Annotated in this window: 19 protein-coding genes; 9 read left to right on the top strand and 10 right to left on the bottom strand. The window is 66.1% G+C overall.

Annotated elements, in window-relative coordinates; all coding sequences use genetic code 11:
* Positions 1-25 precede the first annotated feature (25 nt).
* The 3 genes from P0Y43_RS09430 to P0Y43_RS09420 are packed head-to-tail and all read right to left on the bottom strand — an operon-like array spanning position 26 to position 5,156.
* Positions 26-2,413, bottom strand: coding sequence for a hybrid sensor histidine kinase/response regulator (locus P0Y43_RS09430; protein ID WP_275637027.1), 2,388 nt, complete (start codon positions 2,411-2,413; stop codon positions 26-28).
* 12 nt (positions 2,414-2,425) lie between these two features.
* Entirely contained in the window at positions 2,426-2,887 is a 462-nt protein-coding gene (locus P0Y43_RS09425; protein ID WP_275637026.1) for a response regulator, read from the bottom strand.
* A 16-nt stretch (positions 2,888-2,903) separates the two neighbouring features.
* Complete coding sequence (locus P0Y43_RS09420) at positions 2,904-5,156, bottom strand: ATP-binding protein (protein ID WP_275637025.1); 2,253 nt, start codon at positions 5,154-5,156, stop codon at positions 2,904-2,906.
* Positions 5,157-5,456: 300 nt separating this feature from the next.
* Between P0Y43_RS09420 and P0Y43_RS09415 the strand changes: the two genes are divergently transcribed.
* The 7 genes from P0Y43_RS09415 (at position 5,457) to P0Y43_RS09385 (ending at position 11,791) form a co-directional block, all read left to right on the top strand.
* Complete coding sequence (locus P0Y43_RS09415) at positions 5,457-5,984, top strand: Csu type fimbrial protein (protein ID WP_275637024.1); 528 nt, start codon at positions 5,457-5,459, stop codon at positions 5,982-5,984.
* A 28-nt stretch (positions 5,985-6,012) separates the two neighbouring features.
* Complete coding sequence (locus tag P0Y43_RS09410; protein ID WP_275637023.1) at positions 6,013-6,546, top strand: Csu type fimbrial protein; 534 nt, start codon at positions 6,013-6,015, stop codon at positions 6,544-6,546.
* Between the two features lie 17 nt (positions 6,547-6,563).
* The gene (locus P0Y43_RS09405; protein ID WP_275637022.1) at positions 6,564-7,097 is read left to right on the top strand and encodes a Csu type fimbrial protein; all 534 of its coding nucleotides are present in this window, start codon (positions 6,564-6,566) and stop codon (positions 7,095-7,097) included.
* Positions 7,098-7,100: 3 nt separating this feature from the next.
* A complete protein-coding gene (locus P0Y43_RS09400) occupies positions 7,101-7,604 on the top strand; it encodes a Csu type fimbrial protein (protein ID WP_275637021.1) in 504 nt (167 codons plus the stop codon).
* Positions 7,605-7,641: 37 nt separating this feature from the next.
* The gene (locus P0Y43_RS09395) at positions 7,642-8,418 is read left to right on the top strand and encodes a fimbrial biogenesis chaperone (protein ID WP_275637020.1); all 777 of its coding nucleotides are present in this window, start codon (positions 7,642-7,644) and stop codon (positions 8,416-8,418) included.
* Positions 8,419-8,486: 68 nt separating this feature from the next.
* A complete protein-coding gene (locus tag P0Y43_RS09390; RefSeq protein ID WP_430540238.1) occupies positions 8,487-10,823 on the top strand; it encodes a fimbria/pilus outer membrane usher protein in 2,337 nt (778 codons plus the stop codon).
* On the top strand, positions 10,820-11,791 hold the full coding sequence (locus P0Y43_RS09385; protein WP_275637018.1) for a Csu type fimbrial protein: 972 nt from the start codon (positions 10,820-10,822) through the stop codon (positions 11,789-11,791). The genes P0Y43_RS09390 and P0Y43_RS09385 overlap by 4 nt, the downstream gene beginning before the upstream one ends.
* Before the next feature lie 103 nt (positions 11,792-11,894).
* Here P0Y43_RS09385 and P0Y43_RS09380 read toward each other — a convergent pair whose 3' ends face one another.
* Positions 11,895-13,043, bottom strand: coding sequence for a M14 family metallopeptidase (locus P0Y43_RS09380; protein ID WP_275637017.1), 1,149 nt, complete (start codon positions 13,041-13,043; stop codon positions 11,895-11,897).
* Between the two features lie 330 nt (positions 13,044-13,373).
* Here P0Y43_RS09380 and P0Y43_RS09375 point away from each other — a divergent pair, with 330 nt between their 5' ends.
* A complete protein-coding gene (locus P0Y43_RS09375) occupies positions 13,374-14,606 on the top strand; it encodes an MFS transporter (RefSeq protein WP_275637016.1) in 1,233 nt (410 codons plus the stop codon).
* Between the two features lie 46 nt (positions 14,607-14,652).
* On the opposite strand, the gene P0Y43_RS09370 is transcribed toward P0Y43_RS09375, so the two are convergent.
* Together P0Y43_RS09370 and P0Y43_RS09365 are read right to left on the bottom strand one after the other, a co-directional pair.
* Positions 14,653-15,168, bottom strand: a complete 516-nt coding sequence (locus P0Y43_RS09370) for a sigma factor-like helix-turn-helix DNA-binding protein (RefSeq protein ID WP_275637015.1) — start codon at positions 15,166-15,168, stop codon at positions 14,653-14,655.
* 431 nt (positions 15,169-15,599) lie between these two features.
* Positions 15,600-15,899, bottom strand: coding sequence for a DUF6124 family protein (locus P0Y43_RS09365; RefSeq protein WP_275637014.1), 300 nt, complete (start codon positions 15,897-15,899; stop codon positions 15,600-15,602).
* Between the two features lie 138 nt (positions 15,900-16,037).
* Between P0Y43_RS09365 and P0Y43_RS09360 the strand changes: the two genes are divergently transcribed.
* Positions 16,038-16,700 (top strand): LexA family transcriptional regulator, encoded by a 663-nt coding sequence (locus P0Y43_RS09360; RefSeq protein ID WP_275637013.1) that lies wholly within the window; start codon positions 16,038-16,040, stop codon positions 16,698-16,700.
* Positions 16,701-16,798: 98 nt separating this feature from the next.
* On the opposite strand, the gene P0Y43_RS09355 is transcribed toward P0Y43_RS09360, so the two are convergent.
* The 4 genes from P0Y43_RS09355 to P0Y43_RS09340 are packed head-to-tail and all read right to left on the bottom strand — an operon-like array spanning position 16,799 to position 22,357.
* Positions 16,799-18,754, bottom strand: coding sequence for an acetyl/propionyl/methylcrotonyl-CoA carboxylase subunit alpha (locus tag P0Y43_RS09355; protein WP_275637012.1), 1,956 nt, complete (start codon positions 18,752-18,754; stop codon positions 16,799-16,801).
* On the bottom strand, positions 18,751-19,563 hold the full coding sequence (locus tag P0Y43_RS09350; protein ID WP_275637011.1) for a gamma-carboxygeranoyl-CoA hydratase: 813 nt from the start codon (positions 19,561-19,563) through the stop codon (positions 18,751-18,753). The genes P0Y43_RS09355 and P0Y43_RS09350 overlap by 4 nt, the downstream gene beginning before the upstream one ends.
* A gap of 3 nt (positions 19,564-19,566) precedes the next feature.
* Positions 19,567-21,174, bottom strand: coding sequence for a carboxyl transferase domain-containing protein (locus P0Y43_RS09345; RefSeq protein ID WP_275637010.1), 1,608 nt, complete (start codon positions 21,172-21,174; stop codon positions 19,567-19,569).
* A gap of 19 nt (positions 21,175-21,193) precedes the next feature.
* Complete coding sequence (locus tag P0Y43_RS09340) at positions 21,194-22,357, bottom strand: isovaleryl-CoA dehydrogenase (RefSeq protein WP_275637009.1); 1,164 nt, start codon at positions 22,355-22,357, stop codon at positions 21,194-21,196.
* Positions 22,358-22,577: the final 220 nt, after the last annotated feature.

Genomic DNA, 22,577 nt, shown 5'->3' with positions numbered 1-22,577 from the left:
TGAGCGTCAGCAAAACGTGGGCAGACTACCCCACGCCGCTCAGCAATTCGTTCAACGCCCGGGTCAGTTCCTCGGCCTGCACCGGCTTTTGCATCACCAGGCTGCCCGGCAGCTCCAGCCCCTGCAACTCCGCATACCCCGTCAGGAATACCACCGGCAGGTGCGGGAAGCGCTCGCGCGCCGCCTGTGCCAATTGCGCGCCGTTGAACTCGGGCATGGCGAAGTCTGTGAGCAGCAGGTCGATGCTGGTGTCGAGCAGCGCCAGGGCTTGTTCGCCGCTGTGCGCCTGGCGCACCCGGTAACCGTACAGGCGCAGCACATCGCCGATCATGTCGCGTACCAGGTGGTCGTCGTCCACCAGCAGCACCGTTCGGTCGCGGCCGCGGTCGGCATTGGGCGGCAGCGCCAGGGGGCTGGCCGGGTCGCTCTCCAGGCCGTGCTTGACCGCCGGCAGGTAAACGCTGACCTGGGTGCCATGCCCCGGCACGCTGTCGATGCGCACGCCGCCGCCGGACTGCTTGGCGAAACCGAACACCTGGGCCAGGCCCAGGCCCGAGCCCTTGCCGATGTCCTTGGTGGTGAAGAACGGTTCGAACACCTTGGCCACCACGTCCTGGCTCATGCCGCAGCCGGTGTCGCCGATCGACAGCATCACGTACTCGCCCGGCTCCGGGTCTTCAGGGCGCAGCGGCGGGTTGTCGACGCGGGTGTTGCGGGTCGACAGGGTCAACTGGCCGCCGGCCTGCATGGCGTCGCGGGCGTTGATCGCCAGGTTGAGGATGATCATTTCGGTCTGGGTCGGGTCGGTCAGTGCCTGCCACAGGCCTTCGTCCAGGTCCAGGCGAACCGAGATGTTGCCCCCCAGGGTGCGGCGCAACAGCTCCTCGAGCCCGACCAGGGTGCGGTTGAGGTTCAACGGCACCGGCTCCAGGCGTTGGCGCCGGGAGAAGGCCAGCAGTTGCGAGGTCAGCTTGGCGCCACGCTCGCCGGCCTCGCGGATGTGCTTGAGGCGCATCCGCGCCTTGTCCAGGTCGGCTTTGTCCAGGTCGCGTTCGAGAAAGCTCGCGCCGGTGAGAATCACCGTCAGCAGGTTGTTGAAGTCGTGGGCCACGCCAGCGGTGAGCTGGCCCACCGCCTCCAGGCGCTGCATCTGTTGCAGCCGAGCCTCGATGCGTTCGCGCTCGGCGATCTGCTCGCGCAGGCGATCGTTGGCTTCGGCCAGGCCCACCGCCGACTCACGCTCGCCGGTGATGTCGCGGGCGACCACGTAGAGCAGGGTGTCTTCCGGCACCACCACCCACGACAGCCAGCGTTGCAGCCCACTGGCATGCTGGATGCGGCCCACGAAACGGGCACTGGTGCGGCCGTGGGCGAGGGCGGCCAGCTCGTCGATGAACGCCTCCTGCTCGGCCTCGGGCAGTAGGTGCAGCAGCGAGGTCTGGCTCAAACGCTCGCGGCTGATGCCCAGGGTCGCTTCCCAAGCCGGGTTCAACGCCACTGGGGTGAGGTCTTTGTTCAGCACCGCCAGCAGGTCCTGGGACAGCTCCCAGGCGCGATCGCGTTCGCGGGTGCGGCGCTCGACCCGCTCGCCGAGCATCGCGTTGAGCCGCGTCAGTGCCTGGGTGGCCTCGCGTTGCTGGTGGATGTCCTGCAGCACCCCGGAAAAACGCGTGCAGCGGCCATCGAGGAAGCGCGTCTGTCCGGTAGACAGCAGCCAGCGTGGCTCCAGCCCACCCGGCTGGGCGATGCGGAACTCGACGCGGTAATGGCCGTCGCTGTCCGGGCTCATGGCCTGCTCGACCGCTTCGCGCACTTGCGGCAGGTCATCGGGGTAGATGCCGGCGTAGAACACCTCGAGGCTCATCTCGGTGTCGACTGGCAAGCCGAACAAGGCCTTGCAGCGGTCGTCCCAGAGCAGCAGGCCGTCCACCGGGCGGAAGTCCCAGGTGCCCATGCCTGCGGCATCGATGGCGATGCGCGCGCGCGCCTCGACATCGGCCAACGCCTCCTCGGCGCGGCGCCGACGCTGGCGTTCCTGCACTTCGGTGAGCGCCCGGCGCACGGCCTTGGGCAGCAGCGGCAGGTTCTTCTTCAGCACGTAGTCGGTGGCGCCCAGGCGGATCATCTCCACCGCATGTTCCTCGCCGTAGATACCTGAGAGGAAGATGAACGGCACATCCGGGGCCAGGCGCTGGGCGATGGCCAGCACCTCGGTGCCGGACGAACCGGGCAGCACGCAATCACAGAGGATCAGGTCGAAATGGCCTTCGGCCAACGCGTGTTCCACGCCGATGTGGTCGAACACCAGTTGCGAGCTGACGCGCAACCCACTGCGCTCCAAGCGCAACAGGGTCAGCTCGGCATCCATCGAGCTGTCCTCGACCATCAGCAGTTTCAGGGTAGTCTGCTCCATCGGCGTGGCCTTTCAGTGGCTGCCGCGGCGGTTCAGGCGCAGCGAGCCGGGTGGTGGCTCGTTGAGCACCGCCCAGAACACCCCCAGGTCGGAGATGGCGGCGACGAATTCCTTGAACTCCACAGGCTTGACCACGTAGGCGTTGACCCCCAGTTCATAGGCGCGCAGCAGGTCCGGCTCCTCGCGCGAGGAGGTCAGCATCACCGTGGGGATACTGCGCAGCTCCGGGGTGGCGCGCACCTCCTTGAGCACCTCCAGGCCATCGACCTTGGGCAGCTTCAAGTCCAGCAGCAGGACCGCCGGGTTGCCGTCGTCGCGCGCGGCATAGGCGTTGCGCCGCAGCAGGTAGTCCAGCGCATCGGCGCCGTCGCGCAGCACGATGACTTCGTTGGCCAGCTGGCTGCGCTCCAGGGCCAGCAGGGTCAGCTCCAGGTCGCGGGGGTTGTCTTCGACCAGCAGGATCGGCTTGAGCATGATGGGTGTGCTTACCTCAGGTGTTCAATGGATGACGGGGCAGGGCGAAGTGGAACGTTGCGCCCTGATCGATTTCGCCCTCGGCCCAGACTTGGCCATCGTGGCGCTCGATGATGCGGCGCACGCTGGCCAGGCCAATCCCGGTGCCTTCGAAGTCCTCCATGCGGTGCAGGCGTTGGAATACGCCGAACAGCTTGCCGGCGTAGGCCATGTCGAAGCCTACGCCGTTGTCCTTGATGAAGATCTCGATGCACTCGGCGTGCTCCACGGCGCCGACCTCGATGCACGCGGGGTCGCGCCCGCGGGTGTACTTGATGGCGTTGGCGATCAGGTTGTGCAGCGCCAGGTTGATGAAGGCCGGGTCGGCGAGCACCTTCGGCAGTGGGGCGATGCGCCAGGTGATGGCGCGGCCGGCGTAGTCGGGGGCCAGTTCTGCGCGAATGGTCTCGACCAGCGCATTGAGGTCGACGTCCGACAAGCGCAGGGCGGCGCGGCCCATCTGCGAGAAGTTCAGCAGGTTGTCCACCAAGGTGCCAGCGAATGCCGCGGCCTCGCCGATGTGTTGCAAGAAGCGCTGGCCGCGCTCGGACAGCCCGTCACCCTCGATTTCGACCAGCAGCTCGCTGTAGCCGGCGATGTGCCGCAACGGTGCGCGCAGGTCGTGGGACACGCTGTAGGAGAAAGCCTCGAGCTCCTTGTTCGAACGCAGCAGTTCATCGCTCAACTGCGCCAGTTCCTCGGCCTTGCGCAGCACGATGCCGAGCACCGCGTTGCGCAATTCGAGCACGCCGTCGATGATCTGAGGGTCCCAGGGGGCGCAAAAGCCACGCACGTCTTCCTGCCAGCTGTCGAAACTGTGCCGTGGGCTGAGTTGGCCCTGAGCGCCGAGATCCTTGGTCGGCTGGCCGGCCCAGGTCACCGAGCGCACCTGCTCGGGGCGGAACCACAGCAGGTAGTGCGAGTGGATCTGCGAGATCGCCACCGCCAGCACGCCACCCGCGTGTTCGGCCAGTTCTGGCAAGCCAGGGATGTCGCGGCCCAGGTTGTCGGTGTGGAACACCGGGTCGTTATCGCGCTGTGCCAGCCACGCCACCAGGGCACCGACCTGTGCCTCGGGCGGCGTGACACCGATCAGTTCGCAACGCTCGGCGTTGATGATCGCAGCACCCGTGGCCCCTGCGAAGTCCAGCAGCACCTCGGGCAGGCTCAGCAGGCCGGCGCTGACGCTGTCGTGGTCGGCCATGGCCGAGAGCATGTGGACGATGCGCTGGCGCAGGTCGAGCAGGGTGCGAGTGCTGGTGTGCGACTCATGGGCCTCGATCTGCAGCGACAGCACGCTGCCCAGCAGTTCACAGGCGGTACGGGTGCGGAAGTCAACCGGGCGCGGGCTGTCGTGATGGCAAGAGACCAAGCCCCAGAGGCGGTCGTCAACCATGATCGACAGCGACATCGAGGCCAGGGTACCCATGTTGCGCATGTACTGCAGGTGCACCGGCGAGACGCTGCGCAAGGCGGCGAAGCTCATGTCCAGCGGCTTGCCGGTGCGCGGGTTGAGCGTCGGCAGCAGCGGCGAGGGCTGGTAGTTGGCGTCCTCGATCAGGCGGATACGGTTGATGCGATACAACTCGCGGGCCTGGCGCGGGATATCCGAGGCGGGGAAGTGCAGGCCCAGGTAGCGCGGGTAGCCCGGGTCGGCGACTTCGGCCAGGACCTGGCCGTTGCCCTCGTGGTCGAAGCGGTACGCCTTGACCCGGCCGAACCCCGTGATGCGCTTGATTTGCAGCACCGACTGCTGCAGCAGTTCGTCGATGCTGGCGGCCTGGTGCAGGCTGCTGACGAAGGCGCGCACCAGTGGGTAGTAGTCGTCGTGCTCGCCCAGGCCGGCGTTGGCGCGGCACGGCTCGAACTCGGCGATCAGCACCTGGTCATGACGGTGCGCCAGAAGGCGCAGGCTGTCGGTGCAGGGGGCGCCAGGGCGCAGTTTCACGTCGCCGATGTGGAAGGGAAAGATTTCGTCCTCGGGCAGGTGCGCGAGCTTGCCACGCAGGTCCAGGCTGGGGTCGAGCAGGTTGGACAGGGTGCAGCCGACCAACTCGCGGGCCGGTACGCCGAGCCAGCGCTCGGCGTTTTCACTGGCCTGCAGGATGCGCAGGTGCTGTTCGTCCAGCACCAGCAGAAAGCCCTGGGGCTGGATGCTGCCCGGGACCTGGATCGGTTCCTGGGCGCAGCGTTCGACGGCCTGGTCGAATGCGTTCGGGGCGGTGGTCAAAGAAAACTCTCCTGTCGTGGCCGTGCGCGGTGGCCAGGTGCGTTTGGCACAGGATGCTGCCTGGGCAAGGTATCAGAAAGCCGTGGTTTCGTCGGGTTCATGGCCATTTGAGGGCAATTATCTGATGAGGTTCTACGCCGCTTTGAAATTTGTACAAGTTTTCGCCGGCCTCTCTGTTTCGCGGGTTCCGCTTCCTTTGTTGGACACTACCGGCTTCTGCGAACCTTCCTACAGTCTAGCGGGATCCAATCCTGCTGCTACGCTCAACACAGCACAGGGAACACTGGGTAGGGAGATTCGGTGACGGAGCGCGTAGTGGCCACGCTGTTAGGCCTGCTGATGGCTGGCGGTGCCGTGGCGGCGGATTTTCTCGTCGAGGTGCGGGTGCAGGTGCAGCGTGGCTGCATGCTGGTGAACACGCCGCGCGACGCTGGGGCCCAGGCGCTCGGCCGCATCGACCTGGGTGCTGCGCCACGCCTGGACGGCCCGGGCGCGCCGCGTACGGGCGTGCTGCTCGATCAGCATCCGCCGCGCTTGGAATGCAACCCCGACACGCCCTACCAGGTTCGCGTCGACGGCGGTCAGCATGGTGGCGTCGGCGAGCTGCGCTTTCTGGCCAGTGACGACCGCCAGGCCCGCCCGATCCCTTACCGCTTGTATCGCGATCCCGCCTGGCGTCACCCCCTGGCGGTGGATGTGGCGCAGTCGGCGCGCGTGCCCGACAGCGGCTCGGTGGAGCTGCCGTTGTACGCACGCATCGACCGTTTGGCCTGGGTGCCGCGCGCCGGGTTGTACGCCGACCTGCTGAAAGTCACCGTCACCTGGTAGGAGCCGCCATGCACAAGGACGCGTCGCCATGAACCGCACCTCCCTCCTGCTGTTGACCCTCGGGCCGCTGCTGCTGCCCACGGGCACCGCGCACGGCTCGACCAGCGGTTTCATCCAGGCGCGCCTGGTGATCAGCGCCGCCTGCCAGGTGAGCAGCGAGCCGCAGCCCGGCAGCGTGGGCGGTGCGGGGGTGATGGACTTCGGCGCCCAAGGCCCCAGCTGGGACCGCCCGCTGCGCAGTCGCCTGGACGAGGCGGGCGGCGAGGGTAGCCTGCAGGTCAGTTGCACGCCCTCGGTGCGGGCCTTCAGCGTGCGCATCAACGGCGGCCTCAATGGCACCGACGGCGTGCGCCGGCTGAGCAACGGCCGCGAGCTGATTCCCTACCAACTGGCCGTCGACCCGGGCGGCAACAGTCGCTACGGCATTGGCCAGGCGCGCACCTTCACCATCCGCAACACCGAACAGATCCCGATTCCGATCTACGGCGTGGTCATCGCGCAACCGCGCGCGCTGCCCGCCGGGCTGTACCGCGACACCCTGAGGGTGACCCTGGACTGGTAACACGCAAGGAGATTCCCATGGCACGCACCATCACCCGCTGCATCCTCGCCGGCCTCGGGCTCGCCCTGGCGGCCCAGGCCCAGGCGGCCACCGTCACCGGGACGATCAGCTCGACCCTGACCCTAACCGCCGCCTGCCAGGTCAATGGCAGTTCCGGCACGTCCGGGCTGAACTTCGGGACCTTGAGCTTCGGCACCCAGGACTCGCTGTTCACCACCGCCAACGGCCAGGTGCTGGGTGGCGGCGGTGGCGCGATGAGCATCCTCTGCTCGGCCGGCACGGTGCCGGCGATACGCGTGCGCGCAGGTGCCCACGATGGGCAGTCGGCGGGCGGCACCCGCGCCCTGGCAGACGGCAGCGGCAACTTCGTGCCCTACGACTTCTACACCGACGCCGGGCACACCACGCTGCTGGCCATCGACGGCACCATCACCCTGCCGACCAGTACCGGTGTGGCGCAGACCGTCAACCTGTATGGCCAGGCGCGTGGCAAGGCGGGCCTGCCGGCGGGCGTGTACACCGACACGGTGGCGGTCGAGCTGAGCTTCTGAGCCATGTCCGGCTGGCGGCGGGCGGCCCTTGCGGGGTTCGGCCTGGGCCTGGCGCTGCCGTTGTCGGCAGCGACCACCAGCACGTTTCAGGTCAGCGCGACCATCGCCGCTGGCTGCCTGGTGGTGGGCGGCGTGACCCAATACGGCCTGCTCGACTTCGGCACCCGCTCAGCACTGTCCACGGCTGCGCTGAGCACCTCGTTGGGCGGCACCACGGTGACCTTCCAGTGCACCCCGGGGGTGGTCCTGAGCATGAGCCTGGATGGCGGTCAGAACAGCGCCGCCGGCACGCGCAACCTCAAGCGCAGCGGCGGCACGCAACTGCTGGCCTACCAGCTGTTCCGCGACGCCGGGCTGACCCAGAGCCTGGGCATCGGCGCCAACGTGGCGGTCAGCTACAGCGACCCCACGGCAATCAAGCTGCCGGTTTACGGGCGCACGCAATTGACCGGCGCCTTGCCGGCGGGGACCTACACCGATGTGGTGCAAGTGACGGTGACCTGGTGAAGCGGTCACCGCGATCGATAACGACGAGGAGAGCGGCATGGGGGTAGGCGCGACATTAGCGCGGGGCATCATCGGCGGGTTGCTGTTGGCCAGCCTGCCGGCGGGGGCGGCTACGTCGGTGCTGATCTGGCCGATCGACCCGGTGCTCGAAGCCGGCGACAAGGCCGGTGCGTTGTGGTTGGAAAACCGCGGCACTCTGCCTGCGAGTTTGCAGGTACGGGTGTTCGCCTGGCGCCAGGGCGACTACCAGGAGCAGTTCCAGGCTCAGCGCGAGATCATCGGCAGCCCGCCGGTGGCCAACATCGCCCCGGGGCAGAAGCAACTGATCCGCCTGACCCGTACCGGCAGCTCGCCGGTCGGCCAGGAGCAGGCCTACCGCATCATCATCGACGAGATCCCTTCGCCGCTGCCGGCCGAGGCTTCCAACGAAGGGCCCAAGGCGGCGATCCGCCTGCAAATGCGCTATTCGGTGCCGTTGTTCGTCTACGGCGAAGGGTTGTGGGGCAAGGCCGACCCCGAGGGCAAGCGCAGCGTCGAGGGCGTCGGCAAGCCGCAGTTGAGCTGGCGGGCGGTGACGGTGCAGGGCAAACCCTATGTCGAGCTGCGCAACACCGGGCCTGTGCATGCGCGGTTGACCGACGTGGTGCTGCAGCAAGGCGGCCAGGAGCGGCCGCTGGTCGAAGGTTTGCTCGGCTACGTGCTGCCCGGCGCCAGCATGCGCTGGCCGGCACCGGCGGGGGTTGGGGTGGGCAGCGTGCTCAAGGGACGGGTCAATGGCCAGGAGGTGGCGCAGGCCATCAGCCAGGGCCAGTGAGCTGGCAATGATCGACGCGCAGGGGCCAGGGAGGACCCGGCAATGGTTGGAAAACGTGTGTGAGTCGCGTGTCGCTGGCGGCGCGCCGGATCGGGCTGGGCTTGCTGGCGCTCGGCCCCAGCCTGGTCGCGGCCGACGAGCTGCCGCCACCGCCCACCGAGGCGGCGGCGGTGGCCGACGCCACGTTGTACCTCGACCTGTTGGTGAACCAGGTGCCCAAGGCTGAGCTGGTGCCGGTGCAACAGCGCGCCGGGCGCCTGTACCTGGACAGCGCGGCTCTGCGCGCGGCGGGCGTGCAAGTGCCGGGCGACCCCCAGGGCGAGGTCGCCCTGGACGGCATCGGCGGCCTGCACAGCGACTACGACAGCCCCAACCAGCGCCTGCTGCTGCAAGTGCCACCGGCGTGGTTACCCGGTCAGCGACTGGGTGAGCGCAGCCTGTACCCGGCCAGTGACGCGCGCAGCAGCTTCGGCGCGCTGTTCAACTACGATCTGTACCTGAACGACACCGACGAAGGCGGCACCTACCTGGCCGCCTGGAACGAACTGCGCCTGTTCGACAGCTGGGGCACCTTCTCCACCACCGGGCAATGGCGCCAGGCGTTCAACGGCGCGCCGGACAGCGACACCCGCGATGGCTTCCTGCGCTACGACACCACCTGGCGCTTCACCGACGAACAGCGCCTGCTGACCTACGAGGCCGGTGACCTGATCACCGGCGCTTTGCCCTGGACCAGCGCGGTGCGCGTCGGCGGCCTGCAACTGTCGCGTGATTTCGGCGCGCGCCCGGACCTGGTCACTTACCCCTTGCCGGCCTTCGCTGGCGAAGCGGCGGTGCCGACCTCGCTGGATTTGTTCATCAACGGCTACAAGACCAGCAGCAGCGAACTGCAACCCGGCCCCTACACCCTGACCAACGTGCCGTTCATCAACGGTGCCGGCGAGGCCGTGGTGGTCACCACCGACGCCCTCGGCCGCCAGGTCTCCACCACCTTGCCGTTCTACGTCACCAGCAGTTTGTTGCAGAAGGGCCTTTCGGACTTCTCCGTGGCCGCCGGCAGCCTGCGCCGCGACTACGCCGTGCGCGATTGGGGCTACGGCCCGGGCGTCGCCTCGGCCAGCTTGCGCCATGGCCTGAGCGACAGCTTCACCCTGGAAAGCCATGTGGAGACCGCCGAGTCGCTGACCCTCGGCGGGCTGGGTGGCAACCTGCGCCTGGGCACCTTCGGCGTGCTCAACGCGGCCCTGGCGCAGAGCCGCTTCGAGGGCGACACCGGCCGCCAGGTCGCCCTCGGCTACCAGTACAACAGCCAGCGCCTGGGCTTCAACTACCAGCGCGTGCAACGCCATGGCGACTACGCCGACCTGTCGCGGGTGGACACGCCCGACATGCGCCTGAGCGAACGCAGCGAGCAGGTGACCCTGAGCCTGAACCTGGAGCGCTATGGCAGCCTCGGCGCCGGCTACTTCGACGTGCGCGCCGGTGACGGCACGCGCACCCGCCTGCTCAACCTCAGTTGGAGCAAGCCGCTGTGGGGCAACAGCAGCCTGTATTTGTCGGCCAATCGCGAGATCGGCGACCGCCAGTGGGCGGTGCAGGCGCAACTGGTCATCCCCTTCGACCTGCGCGGCACCCTGGCCTTCAGCCTGGAGCGCAGCAAGGAGGGCGAGAGCCTGCGGCGGGTCAACTACAGCCGCGCGGTGCCGGTGGGGGGCGGCGTGGGCTACAACCTCGGCTACGCCGAAGGCAGCGAGCGCGACGCCTACCGCCAGGCTGACGTGACCTGGCGCCTGCAATCGGTGCAGTTGCAGGCTGGCGCCTACGGCAGCAGCGGCGAGATGACCCGTTGGGCCGACGCCAGCGGCTCGCTGGTGTGGATGGATACCGGGCTGTTCGCCGCCAACCGCATCGACGATGCCTTCGTGGTGGTCAGCACCAGCGGCTACGCCGATGTGCCGGTGCGCTACGAGAACCAGGTAGTCGGTCGCACCGACCGCAACGGCCACCTGCTGGTGCCGTACAGCAGCGGCTACTACCGCGGCAAGTACGAGATAGATCCCATGGAACTGCCTGCCGATGTGCTCGCGCCCAACGTCGAGCAGCGCGTGGCGGTGCGCCGGGGCAGCGGCTACCTGCTCGAATTCCCGCTCAAGCAGGTACTGGCGGCGAGCCTGGTACTGGTCGATGGCAACCAGCAGGAACTGAAACTGGGCAGCCGGGTGACCGATGAGCAAAGCGGCGCCCAGGCCGTGGTCGGCTGGGACGGGTTGGTGTACCTGGAGAATCTCTCGCCGCACAACCGCCTGCGCGTGGAGCGCGCCGACGGCGGCCAATGCCAGGTCGAATTCGAGCTGCCGCAAGGGCAGGGGCCGATCCCGTTGATCGGTCCACTGGTGTGCCAATGAAGCGGCCATGGCACGCGCTGCTGCTCGCCGGGCTCTGCGTGCCGACACTCCCTGCCTGGTCCGCGTGCAGCACCAGTGCGACGGCGCCGGCGGCGTTCGGCTCGATCAACTCCACCCTGGTGCGCACCACGGTGCAGAGCGCCTCGACCACCAATGCCGGGTTGTCGTGCACCGGCTCGTTGCTGTCGCTGTTGACCAGCAACGACCACTTCTACGCCACCATCACCTCCACCACCAGCGGCCTGGTCGGCCCCACGGGCGACGTGATCCCCTACACGATCTACGCCAACAACACCACGAACTTCCCGATCAGCCGTGGCACGCGTTTCGACTTCGCCCCCAACGGCATCATCGATGCCCTGGGCCTGCTCAACGGCACCTCGCCCAAGTCGGTGCCGCTGTACCTCAAGACCGTGGTCGGCGCCAACGTGGCGGCGGGGGTGTACACCGAAACCTTGAGCATCTATTGGGACTGGAACTATTGCTCCGGCATCGGAATCGGCGCCATCTGCCTGGGGCGCGACATCGGCACTGGCACCCAGAACCTGACGGTCAGCCTGACGGTGAGCAATGACTGTCAGATCACCACGCCGGCGATCAATTTCGGCAGTGCGCCGGTGGTGGCGGGGTTCGGCACGGTGAACCAGGCGATCAGCATCGCGTGCACCAAGGGCAGTGCCTACACGGTGGGGCTGGGGGATGGCGAGAATGCCTCGGGCGGGCGGCGGCGGATGAAGTCGGCAGCCAACAACTACCTGGCCTATGACATCTTCAAAAGTGCGGGGGCGGTGCGTTGGGGGGCGTTGACCACGGCGCGGCGGGCGAGCAGTGATGCGGATATCAACCCGGGGCTGGGGACTGGGACTGGGAGCCAGGTGTTCAATTACAACGCCAAGGTGTACACCGACCAGGCCACGCCGCCGGCGGCGACCTATACCGACAATGTGATCCTGGATGTGCAGTTCTAGGGTGGGGTTTTGCGCTGTGCGTGGGGCCCCTATCGCGGGGCAAGCCCGCTCAGGGAATGGCGCGGATCCTGAGCGGGCTTGCCCCGCGATAGGGCCGGCAGCCTCAACGCAACTCGTCGACCATCTTGCCCAGCGTCTCCAACACCGCCCCCGCCAGCGCCTTGGAGCGCGCCCCCGACCACCCGGTGAGCGCATTCGGCGCATCGTCGTGGTCCTTGAACGGCATCTCCAGGGTCAGCGACAGGCAGTCATAGGCCTGGCCCACCGCGTTGCACGCCAGGGTCATGTTGGCCTGGCCCGGCTCGTCGCGCGTGTAGCCGTAGGTGGTCTGGAAGTCTGCTGTCACGCTGCAGAGGGTGCTGCGGAACTGCTCCTCCAGCTTGGCGATACGCGGCGTGTAGCCGGGGTTGCCCTCGCAGGCCGCGGTGAACACATGGGGGATTTCCTCGTCACCATGGGCATCGACGAAGGCATCCACGCCGTATTGCTTCATCTGGCTCTGGGCGAAGAACACCTCCGGGCTCAGCTCGACGCTGGCATCCTGCCAGGCACGGTTGAGGTCCTTGCCTTTGAAGTTGGTGCGCAAGTGGCCGAGGAAGGCACCGTCGGGGTTCATGTTCGGGATCAGGTACAGGTCGGCCTTGGCCAGCAGTTGCTGGATCACCGCGTCGTTGCCTTCTAGGCGGTCGATCACCCCTTCCATGAACCACTCGGCCATGTGCTCGCCCGGGTGTTGCTGGGCGATGATCCACAGCTTGCGCTTGCCTGCGGCACCGTCACCGGCGCGCAGCAGCGGGATGTCGCGGCCCTGCACGCTACGGCCGCTGGCCAGCAGGGTGACGCTGGGAATCTTCTGGGCGCGTTCGATGAGCTGGTTGTGGCGCGCGCGCGGGTAGGGCTCGAAGTAGGCGAACCAGGCGTGGTCTTGCTCGGCCTTGAAATCGAAGGTCAGGGCTTGGCCATCGAATTGGCTGGGTACGCGGAACCAGGTCTTCTGGTCGTAGGAGGCGACGGCGTTGTAGCCGGTCCAGGCGTTCTTGTAGGAAGACTGCGCGGCGTTATCGAGGCTGAAGAGGTGGCTCTGGCCGGGGGTCAGGCCGCTGACCTTGAAGTGGAACCACTGGAAGTGGTCGCTGTGGGTGTCGGGGCGGATGGCCAGGCGGACCCGTGCCGGGTTGCTGGCGTCCAGCACCTTGATGTTGCCAGAGTCGAAATCACAGTCGAAGGTTAGCGGGGACAGCGTCACGGTCATTACCAGGCTCCTGAGGCTTTGTTGTGAGCGCTACTGTACACCGCTTGGCGGTCTAGAAGAACGCTCTGGCGCTAAGAGCATTCTGTTTCGCTAGGGATGAAGGCCTAAGAAGTGGTTGTTGCAAGTAGGTGCACTCTGTAGGTGTTGTCGTTAAATATAAATTTCTTGAGGAAAATTCCCGCGCACTCTTGGGAGTTATCCTTCGATAATTCTGCTTGTACCTCTTTCCAATTAATTTAGGCTGAGAAGTGTCGTAGTTACGCGATCTGTTTCAGGGGGAGCAAATATGAAAGAAACGGTGGTTTTTCTCCTCGCGGCGAGGATAGTGTGATGCCCCAGTTGAGTGCTCCACTGGGGCATAAACTTGTCGTGGTGCTTCTCTTGCTGATGAGTATGCTTGGGGTCTTTCCTCTGGACGTCATCTTGCCGTCGTTCCCGGCGCTTGCGGATTATTTGAGTGTTAGCCTCAAAAGCATCGCCTTTTCGGTCAGCGTCTTTGCAATAGGCGTGGCAGTCTCCCAGGCAATCATAGGCCCGCTCTCCGATACCCTCGGGCGGAAACGACTGTTGTTGGGAGGGCTGGTAGTTTCAATCATAGGTGCTTTGGGGTGCGTGTTTTCCACGGGCTATGAAGGGTTCATGTTCTTTCGCGTGGTACAGGCATTCGGGTGCGGTAGCTTCGTACTGAGTCAGGCGTTGGTGCAGGATATCTACCCTGTTAAGCAACAGAATGCGTTGCGCATCTTGTTGCTTACGGTCAGCGGGTTGCTCATTTCACTATCACCGCTGCTAGGTAGCGTATTGCAGCGTTATCTAGGCTGGGAGGGGAGTTTTCACGTCTTCATTATCGTGGCGTTGGTTGTGCTGCTCATGTCCTGGGCGTTGCTGCCTGAGCCGCCGATACCGCGTGTGCGCGGTAACCCGTTGATGAATCTAAAGGCATTGGCGGCTGATCGAGTATTTCTTATAAGCAGCGCGCTGTCGTCCTTGGCTTTTACTTGTCACTTTGCATTTGTGGTCGTTTCGCCCTTGCTATTGATGGGGCATCTAGGTTTGAGTGAATACCAGTTTGCGATCGTGTTCGTTGGGTACGGCGTTGCTTATGTGGTGGGCGGGCTCGTCGCTGGAAAGCTGAATGGCATGATGCATCCGCACGCGCAGATGGGTTGCGGACTGGTCTTGGTGGGTTTTGCGGGGTTGATGCTGTTTATCTGGCAGTTTTCTGAAGGCTTATCCATCGCAAACCTGATGTTGCCTGTAACCCTCAGCACGATCGGGGTGACGATCATTCGTCCCGCAGCGACAACCTATGCATTGAGTAAGCATGCTGATCGTGCGGGGGCCGCGGCATCAGCCAGCAATACGTTGCTCTTTGCTTCTGGAGGCGTAGCCAGCACGGTGATCGCGTCGTTTGAAAAGGGATTGCCTATTGTCTTGGCCTCGCTATTTATTTGCGCTGGCCTGGTTGGCGGGTTGCTGCTGTTTTATTTAAGGAAACGGGAGCGCTCAGCGTGCGCAATCAACATTGTGACGAAGGCGCGAGAAGACGCTACACGGTGCTAACGTTGCGCTCGATGGGCACAGTTTATTTTGTGCTGGCTGAGCCCATTCATGCCCAATAGCCAAACAGCAACAGCGCCGCAACCCCCAGCCCCACGGCAATCGAACACCCACCCAGCGACAACGCCGCGCGCCCCTGGCGGTAGCCGCCATCGTGGCCGAGTTCGCGCGCCGGGGCGAGTAGGCTGCGCCAGTGCAGTTCGGTGTCGTGGAAGGCTTGCAGGTGCGCCGGGGCGGCGTCCAGCCAGCGGCGGAAGTCGATGCGCTCGCAGGCGCTCACCTGCGGGTTCTGCAGGCGCACGTACCAGCGTCCGGCGAGCTCGGCGAGGGCGCCGGCACGCGGGCGGGTGGCTTGCAGGGCTTGGTGCATGTGGCGCTCGATGGTCGGCAGCGGCAGCTCGAGGCGGGTGGCGATGTCGGCGAAGCCGAGCTGGTCGAGGCGGTTGAGCAGGAACACCTGTTGCACACGCCGCGGCAGGCGCTTGAGGCCATGCAGCAGGGCGTCGTCGGTGAGGTCACGGGCGGCTTGTGGGCCATGCTCAAGCGGCAGCAGCAGACGGGTCATGGACGGCTCCTTGCGCGAATAGAAGGGGAAGGGGCATCTTCCCTGACGCGCAGGCAGCTTAATCTTAACGAGATTGATTCTCAAGTGCTGTTTGCGCAAAACGCTGTAACAACCATTCACGAGCTGATACACCTTTGCTATCATCGCCGCCATTCAACGATCTTCATTAGCCTGAAGAGCCAAAAAAAATGACCCGGCAAAAAGCCGGGTCAAAAACCGTGATTAGCCTGATGAGGAGATAATCTGAGAGTCCGACCTAAGGGCTCCAGGTTATCCAGCGGGTCTCGCGACCAGCTGAGAGCAATAATAATCGTTATCATTTGCAAGTCAAATGTTTTTTCCGTATCCCGGTAAAATATTTCCCTGCGCGCATCCTCACGCTCCAGCGACTGGGGCGATCGCCGTTTCCGGCCAATCAGGTTCTCCCTTTTCTATACCCGTTGCGGCACCTGCCGCTGCTCCAGCATCGAGCGGGCCATATTGACCATGTGCATGAGCGCGAACAGCACTTCGCGGGTGGTGCCCTGCTGGCTGTGGCCGGTCTCGTGGGCAGTGGCCGCGGCGCAGCGCAACAGCGCCAGGGCATGGGCGTTGGCCTGCTCGGTGGAGACGTCCTCGCGCAGCGTCCAGGGTACGGTGTCGATGCTGGTGTGGGGCGGGCTGGGGTTGAGGTAGTAGTCGAGGGCGCGGCGGGCGGCTTCGCTGTCGAGTTCTGTATCTTTTGATTTCATGGGCTTCGTCCTGATACCTACGAAAGGCAGTAGCAAAAGGTGCACGGGGATTCTAATACTAAAAGTATTTAGAGTTGTCGATGCAAATAATACCGGATATGTATTGAGCGCTTGAGGGCAGTCCGTATCGTGCCTGCGATGAATATGGATAAATGGATTGCCCTCATCCGTGAGCGGATGGAGGAGCTCGATGTCTCCCAGGAGTGGCTCGCCGAACGCGTTGGGGTGTCTCAGGGCAGCGTGGGTCATTGGCTGCGTAAGCGCCGCCAACCCAAGGTCGAGTCGATGAACCGCACGTTCGTCGAACTGGGCATGCCGCACTACCAGGTCAGCCTGCAACTGCACGTCACCGGGCAGATCGGTGAGTTACCCGTGCGCTACGCGGTGGGTGATGACGACGAACCGCAGCTTAAATACATTGTGTGTTTCCGCTACCCATTGCTCGCCTGGGAAGCCCTGGAGGGCGATGTGCGGGCTGCCGCGTTCGAGCACTATGAGCAGACCGAGTACCGGGCCGAGGGGCACGCCTATTGGCTGACCGTGAACAACGATGCGATGAGCGCGAGCAGCGGCAGGAGCGTGGCCGAGGGCATGCGCATCCTGGTCGATGACGGGGTGCCCGTGGAGCCGGGAAGGCTGGTGATCGCACGCCAGCCGGGCCGGTCGGCGATCTTCCGGCAATTGGCCGAGGAGGGCGGCGAGCGGTACCTGAAGGCACTCAATGGCAGTTATCCGGCGCAGGTGTGCGAGGAGGGCTGCGAGTTCCTGGGGGTGGTCGTGCGGGTGCACGGCGTGGTTTGAGGGTGTGGAGGGGGCTGCTGCGCAGCCCGATCGCGGGGCAAGCCCGCACCTACAAGGGTCGCGTGATCCCTGTAGGAGCAGGCTTGCCCCGATGCGTTCTACTCGGTGTCCAGCTCCACCAACACGGTCCCTTCGCTGACCATGTCGCCTTCCTGGCAGAACAGCGCCTTCACCGTGCCGCCGTGCGGTGCGCGGATGCTGTGCTCCATCTTCATCGCCTCCAGCACCACCAGCGCGGTGCCGACCTCCACGGCCTGGCCTGGCTCGACCAGCACGCGCACGATGCTGCCGTTCATCGGCGCACCCAGGCCGCCTTGGTGGCCGTGGCTGGCCTCGGCCTCGGCGATCGGGTCGAAGGCCGTCACGGCGTGCAGCTCGCCGTCCCAATGCAGGTACAGCACGTCGCCGCGGCGGATCGCCAGGTGGCGTCGGCGCAGGCCGTCATGCTCGTGGTACAGGTGCTCGCCTTCAAGGCGCAAGGTCGACGGCGCGCCGTGCTCCAGCGTCAGCGCCTGGTCATGGCCGTCGCAGCGCAGGTGCAGGCTGCTGCGCGCCGGTAGGCCCAGGCGCAGGCCATTGCGGCTGGCCCAGGGCGAGGCCGGGTCATCGTCGCGGCGATGACCCGCAGCGCCCTGCAGCCAGGCCTCGGCAGCGGCCTGCCAGAAGGTCGCGGACAAGGCGCTCGAGGCAGGCAGCAGCTGGTCCTGGTAGCGAGGGATGAACCCGGTGTCCAGTTCGGCGGCGGCGAACGCCGGGTGGGCGAGAATGCGCCGCAGGAAGGCGATGTTGGTCTTCAGGCCGCCGATGGCGAACTCGTCGAGCATCGCCAGCAGGCGCAGGCGGGCCTGCTCGCGGTCCTCGCCCCAGGCGATCAGCTTGCCCAGCATCGGGTCGTAGAATGGCGAGACGCGGTCGCCCTCGCTGACCCCGCTGTCGACCCGGCGGCCCTCGCCGGGTGCCGATTCACGGTACAACGCCAGGGTGCCGGTGGCTGGGAGGAATTCGTTGGCCGGGTCTTCGGCGTACAGGCGCACCTCGATGGCATGGCCGACCAGCGGCACTTGGTCCTGGGTGATCGGCAGCGCCTCGCCGCGCGCCACGCGGATCTGCCAGGCCACCAGGTCGAGCCCGGTGATCGCCTCGGTGACCGGGTGCTCCACCTGCAGGCGGGTGTTCATCTCCATGAAGAAGAACTCGCCACGGGCATCGAGCAGGAATTCCACGGTGCCGGCGCCCACGTAGCCGATGGCCTGGGCCGCACGCACCGCCGCCTCGCCCATGGCCTGGCGCAGCGCGGGCGACAGGCCCGGTGCCGGCGCTTCCTCGACCACCTTCTGGTGGCGGCGCTGGATCGAACAGTCGCGTTCATTGAGGTACAAGCAATTGCCGTGCTGGTCGGCGAATACCTGGATCTCCACATGGCGCGGCTTTAGCACGTACTTCTCCACCAGCATCCGCGCATCGCCGAACGCGGCCTGGGCCTCGCGTTGCGCCGAGGCCAGGGCGTCGGCCAGCTGGCTGGGGTCCTCGACCACCTTCATGCCCTTGCCGCCGCCCCCGGCGCTGGCCTTGAGCAGCACGGGGTAGCCGATGCGCTCGGCGGCGGTGCGGAAGGTCTCCAGGTCTTGGGCCTCGCCGTGGTAGCCCGGCACCAAGGGGACGCCGGCGGCGTCCATCAGCGCCTTGGCCGCCGACTTGCTGCCCATGGCATCGATGGCGCTGGCCGGTGGGCCGAGGAAGATCAGCCCGGCCTGCTCGATGGCGCGGGCGAAGCCGGCGTTCTCCGAGAGAAAGCCGTAGCCGGGGTGGATGGCCTGGGCGCCGCTGGTCTTGGCCGCGGCGATCAGCCTGTCGACCAACAGGTAGCTTTCGGCGGCCTTGGTGCCGCCCAGGTCGACGCGGATGTCGGCCTCGCGGCTGTGGCGGGCGTCGCGGTCGATGGCGCTGTGCACGGCCACGGTGGTCAGGCCCATGGCCTTGGCGGTGCGCATGACCCGGCAGGCGATCTCGCCGCGGTTGGCGACCAACAGGGTGGTCAGCGTGGGTTGGCTCATGGACGCGGTTCCTTCTTGTCGGGTTGCCAGGCGGGGCGGCGCTTCTCGAGGAAGGCACGCAGGCCTTCCTGGCCTTCGGGGCTGACGCGGATGCGGGCGATGGTGTTCTCGGTGTAGCGGCGCAGGGCCGGGCTCAGCTCGCCGGCATCGACCTCGCGCAGCAGGTCCTTGGTGGCGCGCAGGGCCTGCGGGCTGTTGTGCAGCAGGTTGTCGACCCAGGCCTCGACCTGGGCGTCCAATTCAGCGGCCGGGTACACCTCGGCCAGCAGCCCCAGCTCGCGGGCGCGCACGCCGCTGAAGCGCTCGGCGGTCAGGGCGTAGCGGCGCGCGGCGCGTTCGCCGATGGCCTTGACCACGAACGGGCTGATCACCGCCGGGGCCAAGCCGATGCGCACTTCCGACAGGCACAACTGGGCGTCTTCGGCGCCGATGGCCATGTCGCAGCAACTGATCAGCCCCAGCGCGCCGCCGAAGGCCGCGCCTTGCACCACGGCCAGGGTCGGCGCTTTGAGGCGGTGCAGGCTGTACATCAGCTCGCCGAGCTCGTGGGCGTCGTCGAGGTTGGTGTTGAAGTCCAGTTGCGCCGACTGTTGCATCCAGGCCAGGTCGGCGCCGGCGCTGAAGTGCCGGCCACGGCCGCGCAGCAGCACGAAGCGCAGGCTGGCGTCTTCGGCCAACTGGTCGATGGCGACGATCAGCTCACGGATCATCTGCGCGTTGAAGGCATTGTTCTTGTCTTCCCGGCTGAGCCACAAGGTGGCGAAGCCGCGAGGGTCCTTGACCAGTTCAAGGGTGCTGAAATCGCTCATGGGTCACATCCGGAAAATGCCGAAGCGGCTCTGTTCGATCGGCGCGTTCAACGCGGCGGAAAGCGCAAGGCCCAGCACGTCGCGGGTCTGCGCCGGGTCGATGACGCCGTCGTCCCACAGTCGCGCGCTGGAATAATACGGGTGGCCCTGGTGCTCGTACTGGTCGAGGATCGGCTGCTTGAGCTTGGCCTCGTCCTCGGCGCTGAAGGCCTGGCCGGTGCGTTCGCTCTGCTCGCGCTTGACCTGCACCAGCACGCCGGCGGCCTGTTCGGCGCCCATCACGCCGATCCGCGCGTTGGGCCACATCCACAGCATGCGCGGGTCGTAGGCGCGGCCGCACATGCCGTAGTTGCCGGCGCCGAAGCTGCCGCCGATGATCACCGTGAACTTCGGCACCTGGGCGCAGGCCACCGCGGTCACCAGCTTGGCGCCGTGCTTGGCGATGCCGCCTTCCTCGTACTTCTTGCCGACCATGAAACCGGTGATGTTCTGCAGGAACAGCAGCGGAATGCCGCGCTGGCAGGCCAGTTCGATGAAGTGCGCGCCTTTTTGCGCGGCTTCGGCGAAGAGGATGCCGTTGTTGGCCAGGATCGCCACCGGGTAACCGTGCAGGTGGGCGAAGCCGCACACCAGGGTGGTGCCGAACAGCGCCTTGAATTCATCGAACACCGAGCCGTCGACCAGCCGTGCGATCACTTCGCGCACGTCGAATGGCTGCTTGGCATCGGCGGGCACCACGCCGTACAGCTCCTCGGCGTCGTACAGCGGCGCCACCGGGGCCTGGCAGTGCAGCTTGCCGAGCTTGTGCCAGTTGAGGTTGGCGACGCTGCGCCGGGCCAGGGCCAGGGCGTGTTCGTCGTTGTCGGCGTAGTGGTCGGCCACGCCGCTGGTGCGGCAATGCACGTCGGCGCCACCGAGGTCCTCGGCGCTGACCACTTCGCCGGTGGCGGCCTTCACCAGGGGTGGGCCGGCGAGGAAGATGGTCGCCTGCTGGCGCACCATGATCGCCTCGTCGGCCATGGCCGGCACGTAGGCGCCGCCAGCGGTGCAAGAGCCCATCACCACGGCGATCTGCGGGATGCCCAGGGCGCTCATGTTGGCCTGGTTGAAGAAGATCCGCCCGAAGTGCTCGCGGTCGGGGAATACCTCGTCCTGGCGTGGCAGGTTGGCACCGCCGGAGTCGACCAGGTAGATGCACGGCAGGCGGTTCTGCAGGGCGATGGTTTGTGCGCGCAGGTGCTTCTTCACGGTCAGCGGGTAGTACGAGCCGCCCTTCACCGTGGCGTCGTTGGCCACGATCATGCACTCGACCCCTTCGACGCGGCCGATGCCGGCGATCACGCCCGCGGCGGGCACGTCTTCGCCATACACCTCATGGGCGGCGAGCTGGCCGATCTCGAGGAACGGCGAGCCGATATCCAGCAGCCGGTCGATGCGCTCGCGTGGCAGCAGCTTGCCGCGCGAGGTGTGCCGTTCCTGGGCCTTGGGCCCACCGCCCTGGCTGACCTGGGCGAGCAGGGTGCGCAGGGCCTGGACCTGTTCGAGCATGGCCGCGCTGTCGCGGGCGAACTCGGCCGAGCGCGGGTTGATCTGGGTATGCAAGGTAGCCATTGGCGCCGGTTCCTCGTGCTCAGCGGGTTTCGTTGAACAGTTCGCGGCCGATCAGCATCCGGCGGATCTCGCTGGTGCCGGCGCCGATCTCGTACAGCTTGGCGTCGCGCAGCAGGCGGCCAGCCGGGAATTCATTGATGTAGCCGTTGCCACCGAGGATCTGGATCGCTTCCAGGGCCATCTGGGTGGCGCGTTCGGCGGTGTAGAGGATCACCCCGGCGGCGTCCTTGCGCGTGGTCTCGCTGCGGTCGCAGGCCTGGGCCACGGCGTACAGGTAGGCGCGGCTGGCGTTGAGCTGGGTGTACATGTCGGCGATCTTGCCCTGGATCAGCTGGAACTCGCCGATGCTCTGGCCGAACTGCTTGCGGTCGTGGATGTACGGCACCACCAGGTCCATGCAGCTTTGCATGATGCCGGTCGGGCCACCGGCGAGCACCACGCGCTCGTAGTCCAGGCCGCTCATCAGCACGCGCACGCCGCCGTTGAGCTGGCCGAGGATGTTTTCTTCCGGCACCTCGACATCGTCGAAGAACAACTCGCAGGTGTTCGAGCCGCGCATGCCGAGCTTGTCGAACTTGTTGCTGCGGCTGAAGCCTTTCCAGTCGCGCTCGACGATGAACGCGGTGATGCCGTGGGCGCCCTTGTCCAGGTCGGTCTTGGCGTAGATCACGTAGGTGTTGGCGTCGGGGCCATTGGTGATCCAGGTCTTGCTGCCGTTGAGCACATAGCGGTCGCCGCGCTTCTCGGCGCGCAGCTTCATCGACACCACGTCGGAGCCAGCGTTGGGCTCGCTCATGGCCAGGGCGCCGATGTGCTCGCCGCTGATCAGCTTGGGCAGGTACTGCTGCTTTTGTTCGTGGGTGCCGTTGCGGTTGATCTGGTTGACGCAGAGGTTGGAGTGGGCGCCGTAGGACAGTGCCACCGAGGCCGAGCCACGGCTGATCTCTTCCATCGACACCACGTGGGCCAGGTAGCCCAGGCCGGCGCCGCCGTATTCCTCGGGCACGGTGATGCCGAGCAGGCCCATGTCGCCGAACTTGCGCCACATGTCGGCGGGGAACAGGTTGTCGTGGTCGATCTGCGCGGCGCGCGGGGCGAGTTCCGCGGCGACGAAGGTGCGCACCTGGTCGCGGAGCATGTCGATGGTTTCGCCCAGGGCGAAGTTCAGGGTGGGGTAATGCATGCGGGGCACCTTCTTGTTCTTGAAATGGATAACACCGTAGTCGATGAGCCCCACACCGTCCTTGCAGGAGCGGGGCAAGCCCGCGCCTATAGGATCGAGGCAAGGTTCGCGTCGCGGTGTCGTTATCACCTTTACGTTAACGTAAACCTGCGCTCGGACACTGTCAATCGATGCATCACCTTTACGTAAACGTAAATCTGCGCCAGAGTAAACGCCGCTT

Source organism: Pseudomonas entomophila (genome assembly GCF_029193575.1).
GTDB classification, from domain to species: domain Bacteria; phylum Pseudomonadota; class Gammaproteobacteria; order Pseudomonadales; family Pseudomonadaceae; genus Aquipseudomonas; species Aquipseudomonas entomophila_G.
The sequence above is the reverse complement of the archived record's forward strand: the minus strand, read 5'-3'. Positions and strand labels throughout refer to the sequence as shown.

Coding starts and splice junctions, on each gene's coding strand:
- P0Y43_RS09430 (WP_275637027.1), bottom strand. CDS start 2,413: ATGGAGCAGACTACCCTGAAACTGCTGATGGTCGAGGACAGCTCGATG.
- P0Y43_RS09425 (WP_275637026.1), bottom strand. CDS start 2,887: ATGCTCAAGCCGATCCTGCTGGTCGAAGACAACCCCCGCGACCTGGAG.
- P0Y43_RS09410 (WP_275637023.1), top strand. CDS start 6,013: ATGAACCGCACCTCCCTCCTGCTGTTGACCCTCGGGCCGCTGCTGCTG.
- P0Y43_RS09405 (WP_275637022.1), top strand. CDS start 6,564: ATGGCACGCACCATCACCCGCTGCATCCTCGCCGGCCTCGGGCTCGCC.
- P0Y43_RS09400 (WP_275637021.1), top strand. CDS start 7,101: ATGTCCGGCTGGCGGCGGGCGGCCCTTGCGGGGTTCGGCCTGGGCCTG.
- P0Y43_RS09395 (WP_275637020.1), top strand. CDS start 7,642: ATGGGGGTAGGCGCGACATTAGCGCGGGGCATCATCGGCGGGTTGCTG.
- P0Y43_RS09385 (WP_275637018.1), top strand. CDS start 10,820: ATGAAGCGGCCATGGCACGCGCTGCTGCTCGCCGGGCTCTGCGTGCCG.
- P0Y43_RS09380 (WP_275637017.1), bottom strand. CDS start 13,043: ATGACCGTGACGCTGTCCCCGCTAACCTTCGACTGTGATTTCGACTCT.
- P0Y43_RS09375 (WP_275637016.1), top strand. CDS start 13,374: ATGCCCCAGTTGAGTGCTCCACTGGGGCATAAACTTGTCGTGGTGCTT.
- P0Y43_RS09370 (WP_275637015.1), bottom strand. CDS start 15,168: ATGACCCGTCTGCTGCTGCCGCTTGAGCATGGCCCACAAGCCGCCCGT.
- P0Y43_RS09365 (WP_275637014.1), bottom strand. CDS start 15,899: ATGAAATCAAAAGATACAGAACTCGACAGCGAAGCCGCCCGCCGCGCC.
- P0Y43_RS09360 (WP_275637013.1), top strand. CDS start 16,038: ATGAATATGGATAAATGGATTGCCCTCATCCGTGAGCGGATGGAGGAG.
- P0Y43_RS09355 (WP_275637012.1), bottom strand. CDS start 18,754: ATGAGCCAACCCACGCTGACCACCCTGTTGGTCGCCAACCGCGGCGAG.
- P0Y43_RS09350 (WP_275637011.1), bottom strand. CDS start 19,563: ATGAGCGATTTCAGCACCCTTGAACTGGTCAAGGACCCTCGCGGCTTC.
- P0Y43_RS09345 (WP_275637010.1), bottom strand. CDS start 21,174: ATGGCTACCTTGCATACCCAGATCAACCCGCGCTCGGCCGAGTTCGCC.
- P0Y43_RS09340 (WP_275637009.1), bottom strand. CDS start 22,357: ATGCATTACCCCACCCTGAACTTCGCCCTGGGCGAAACCATCGACATG.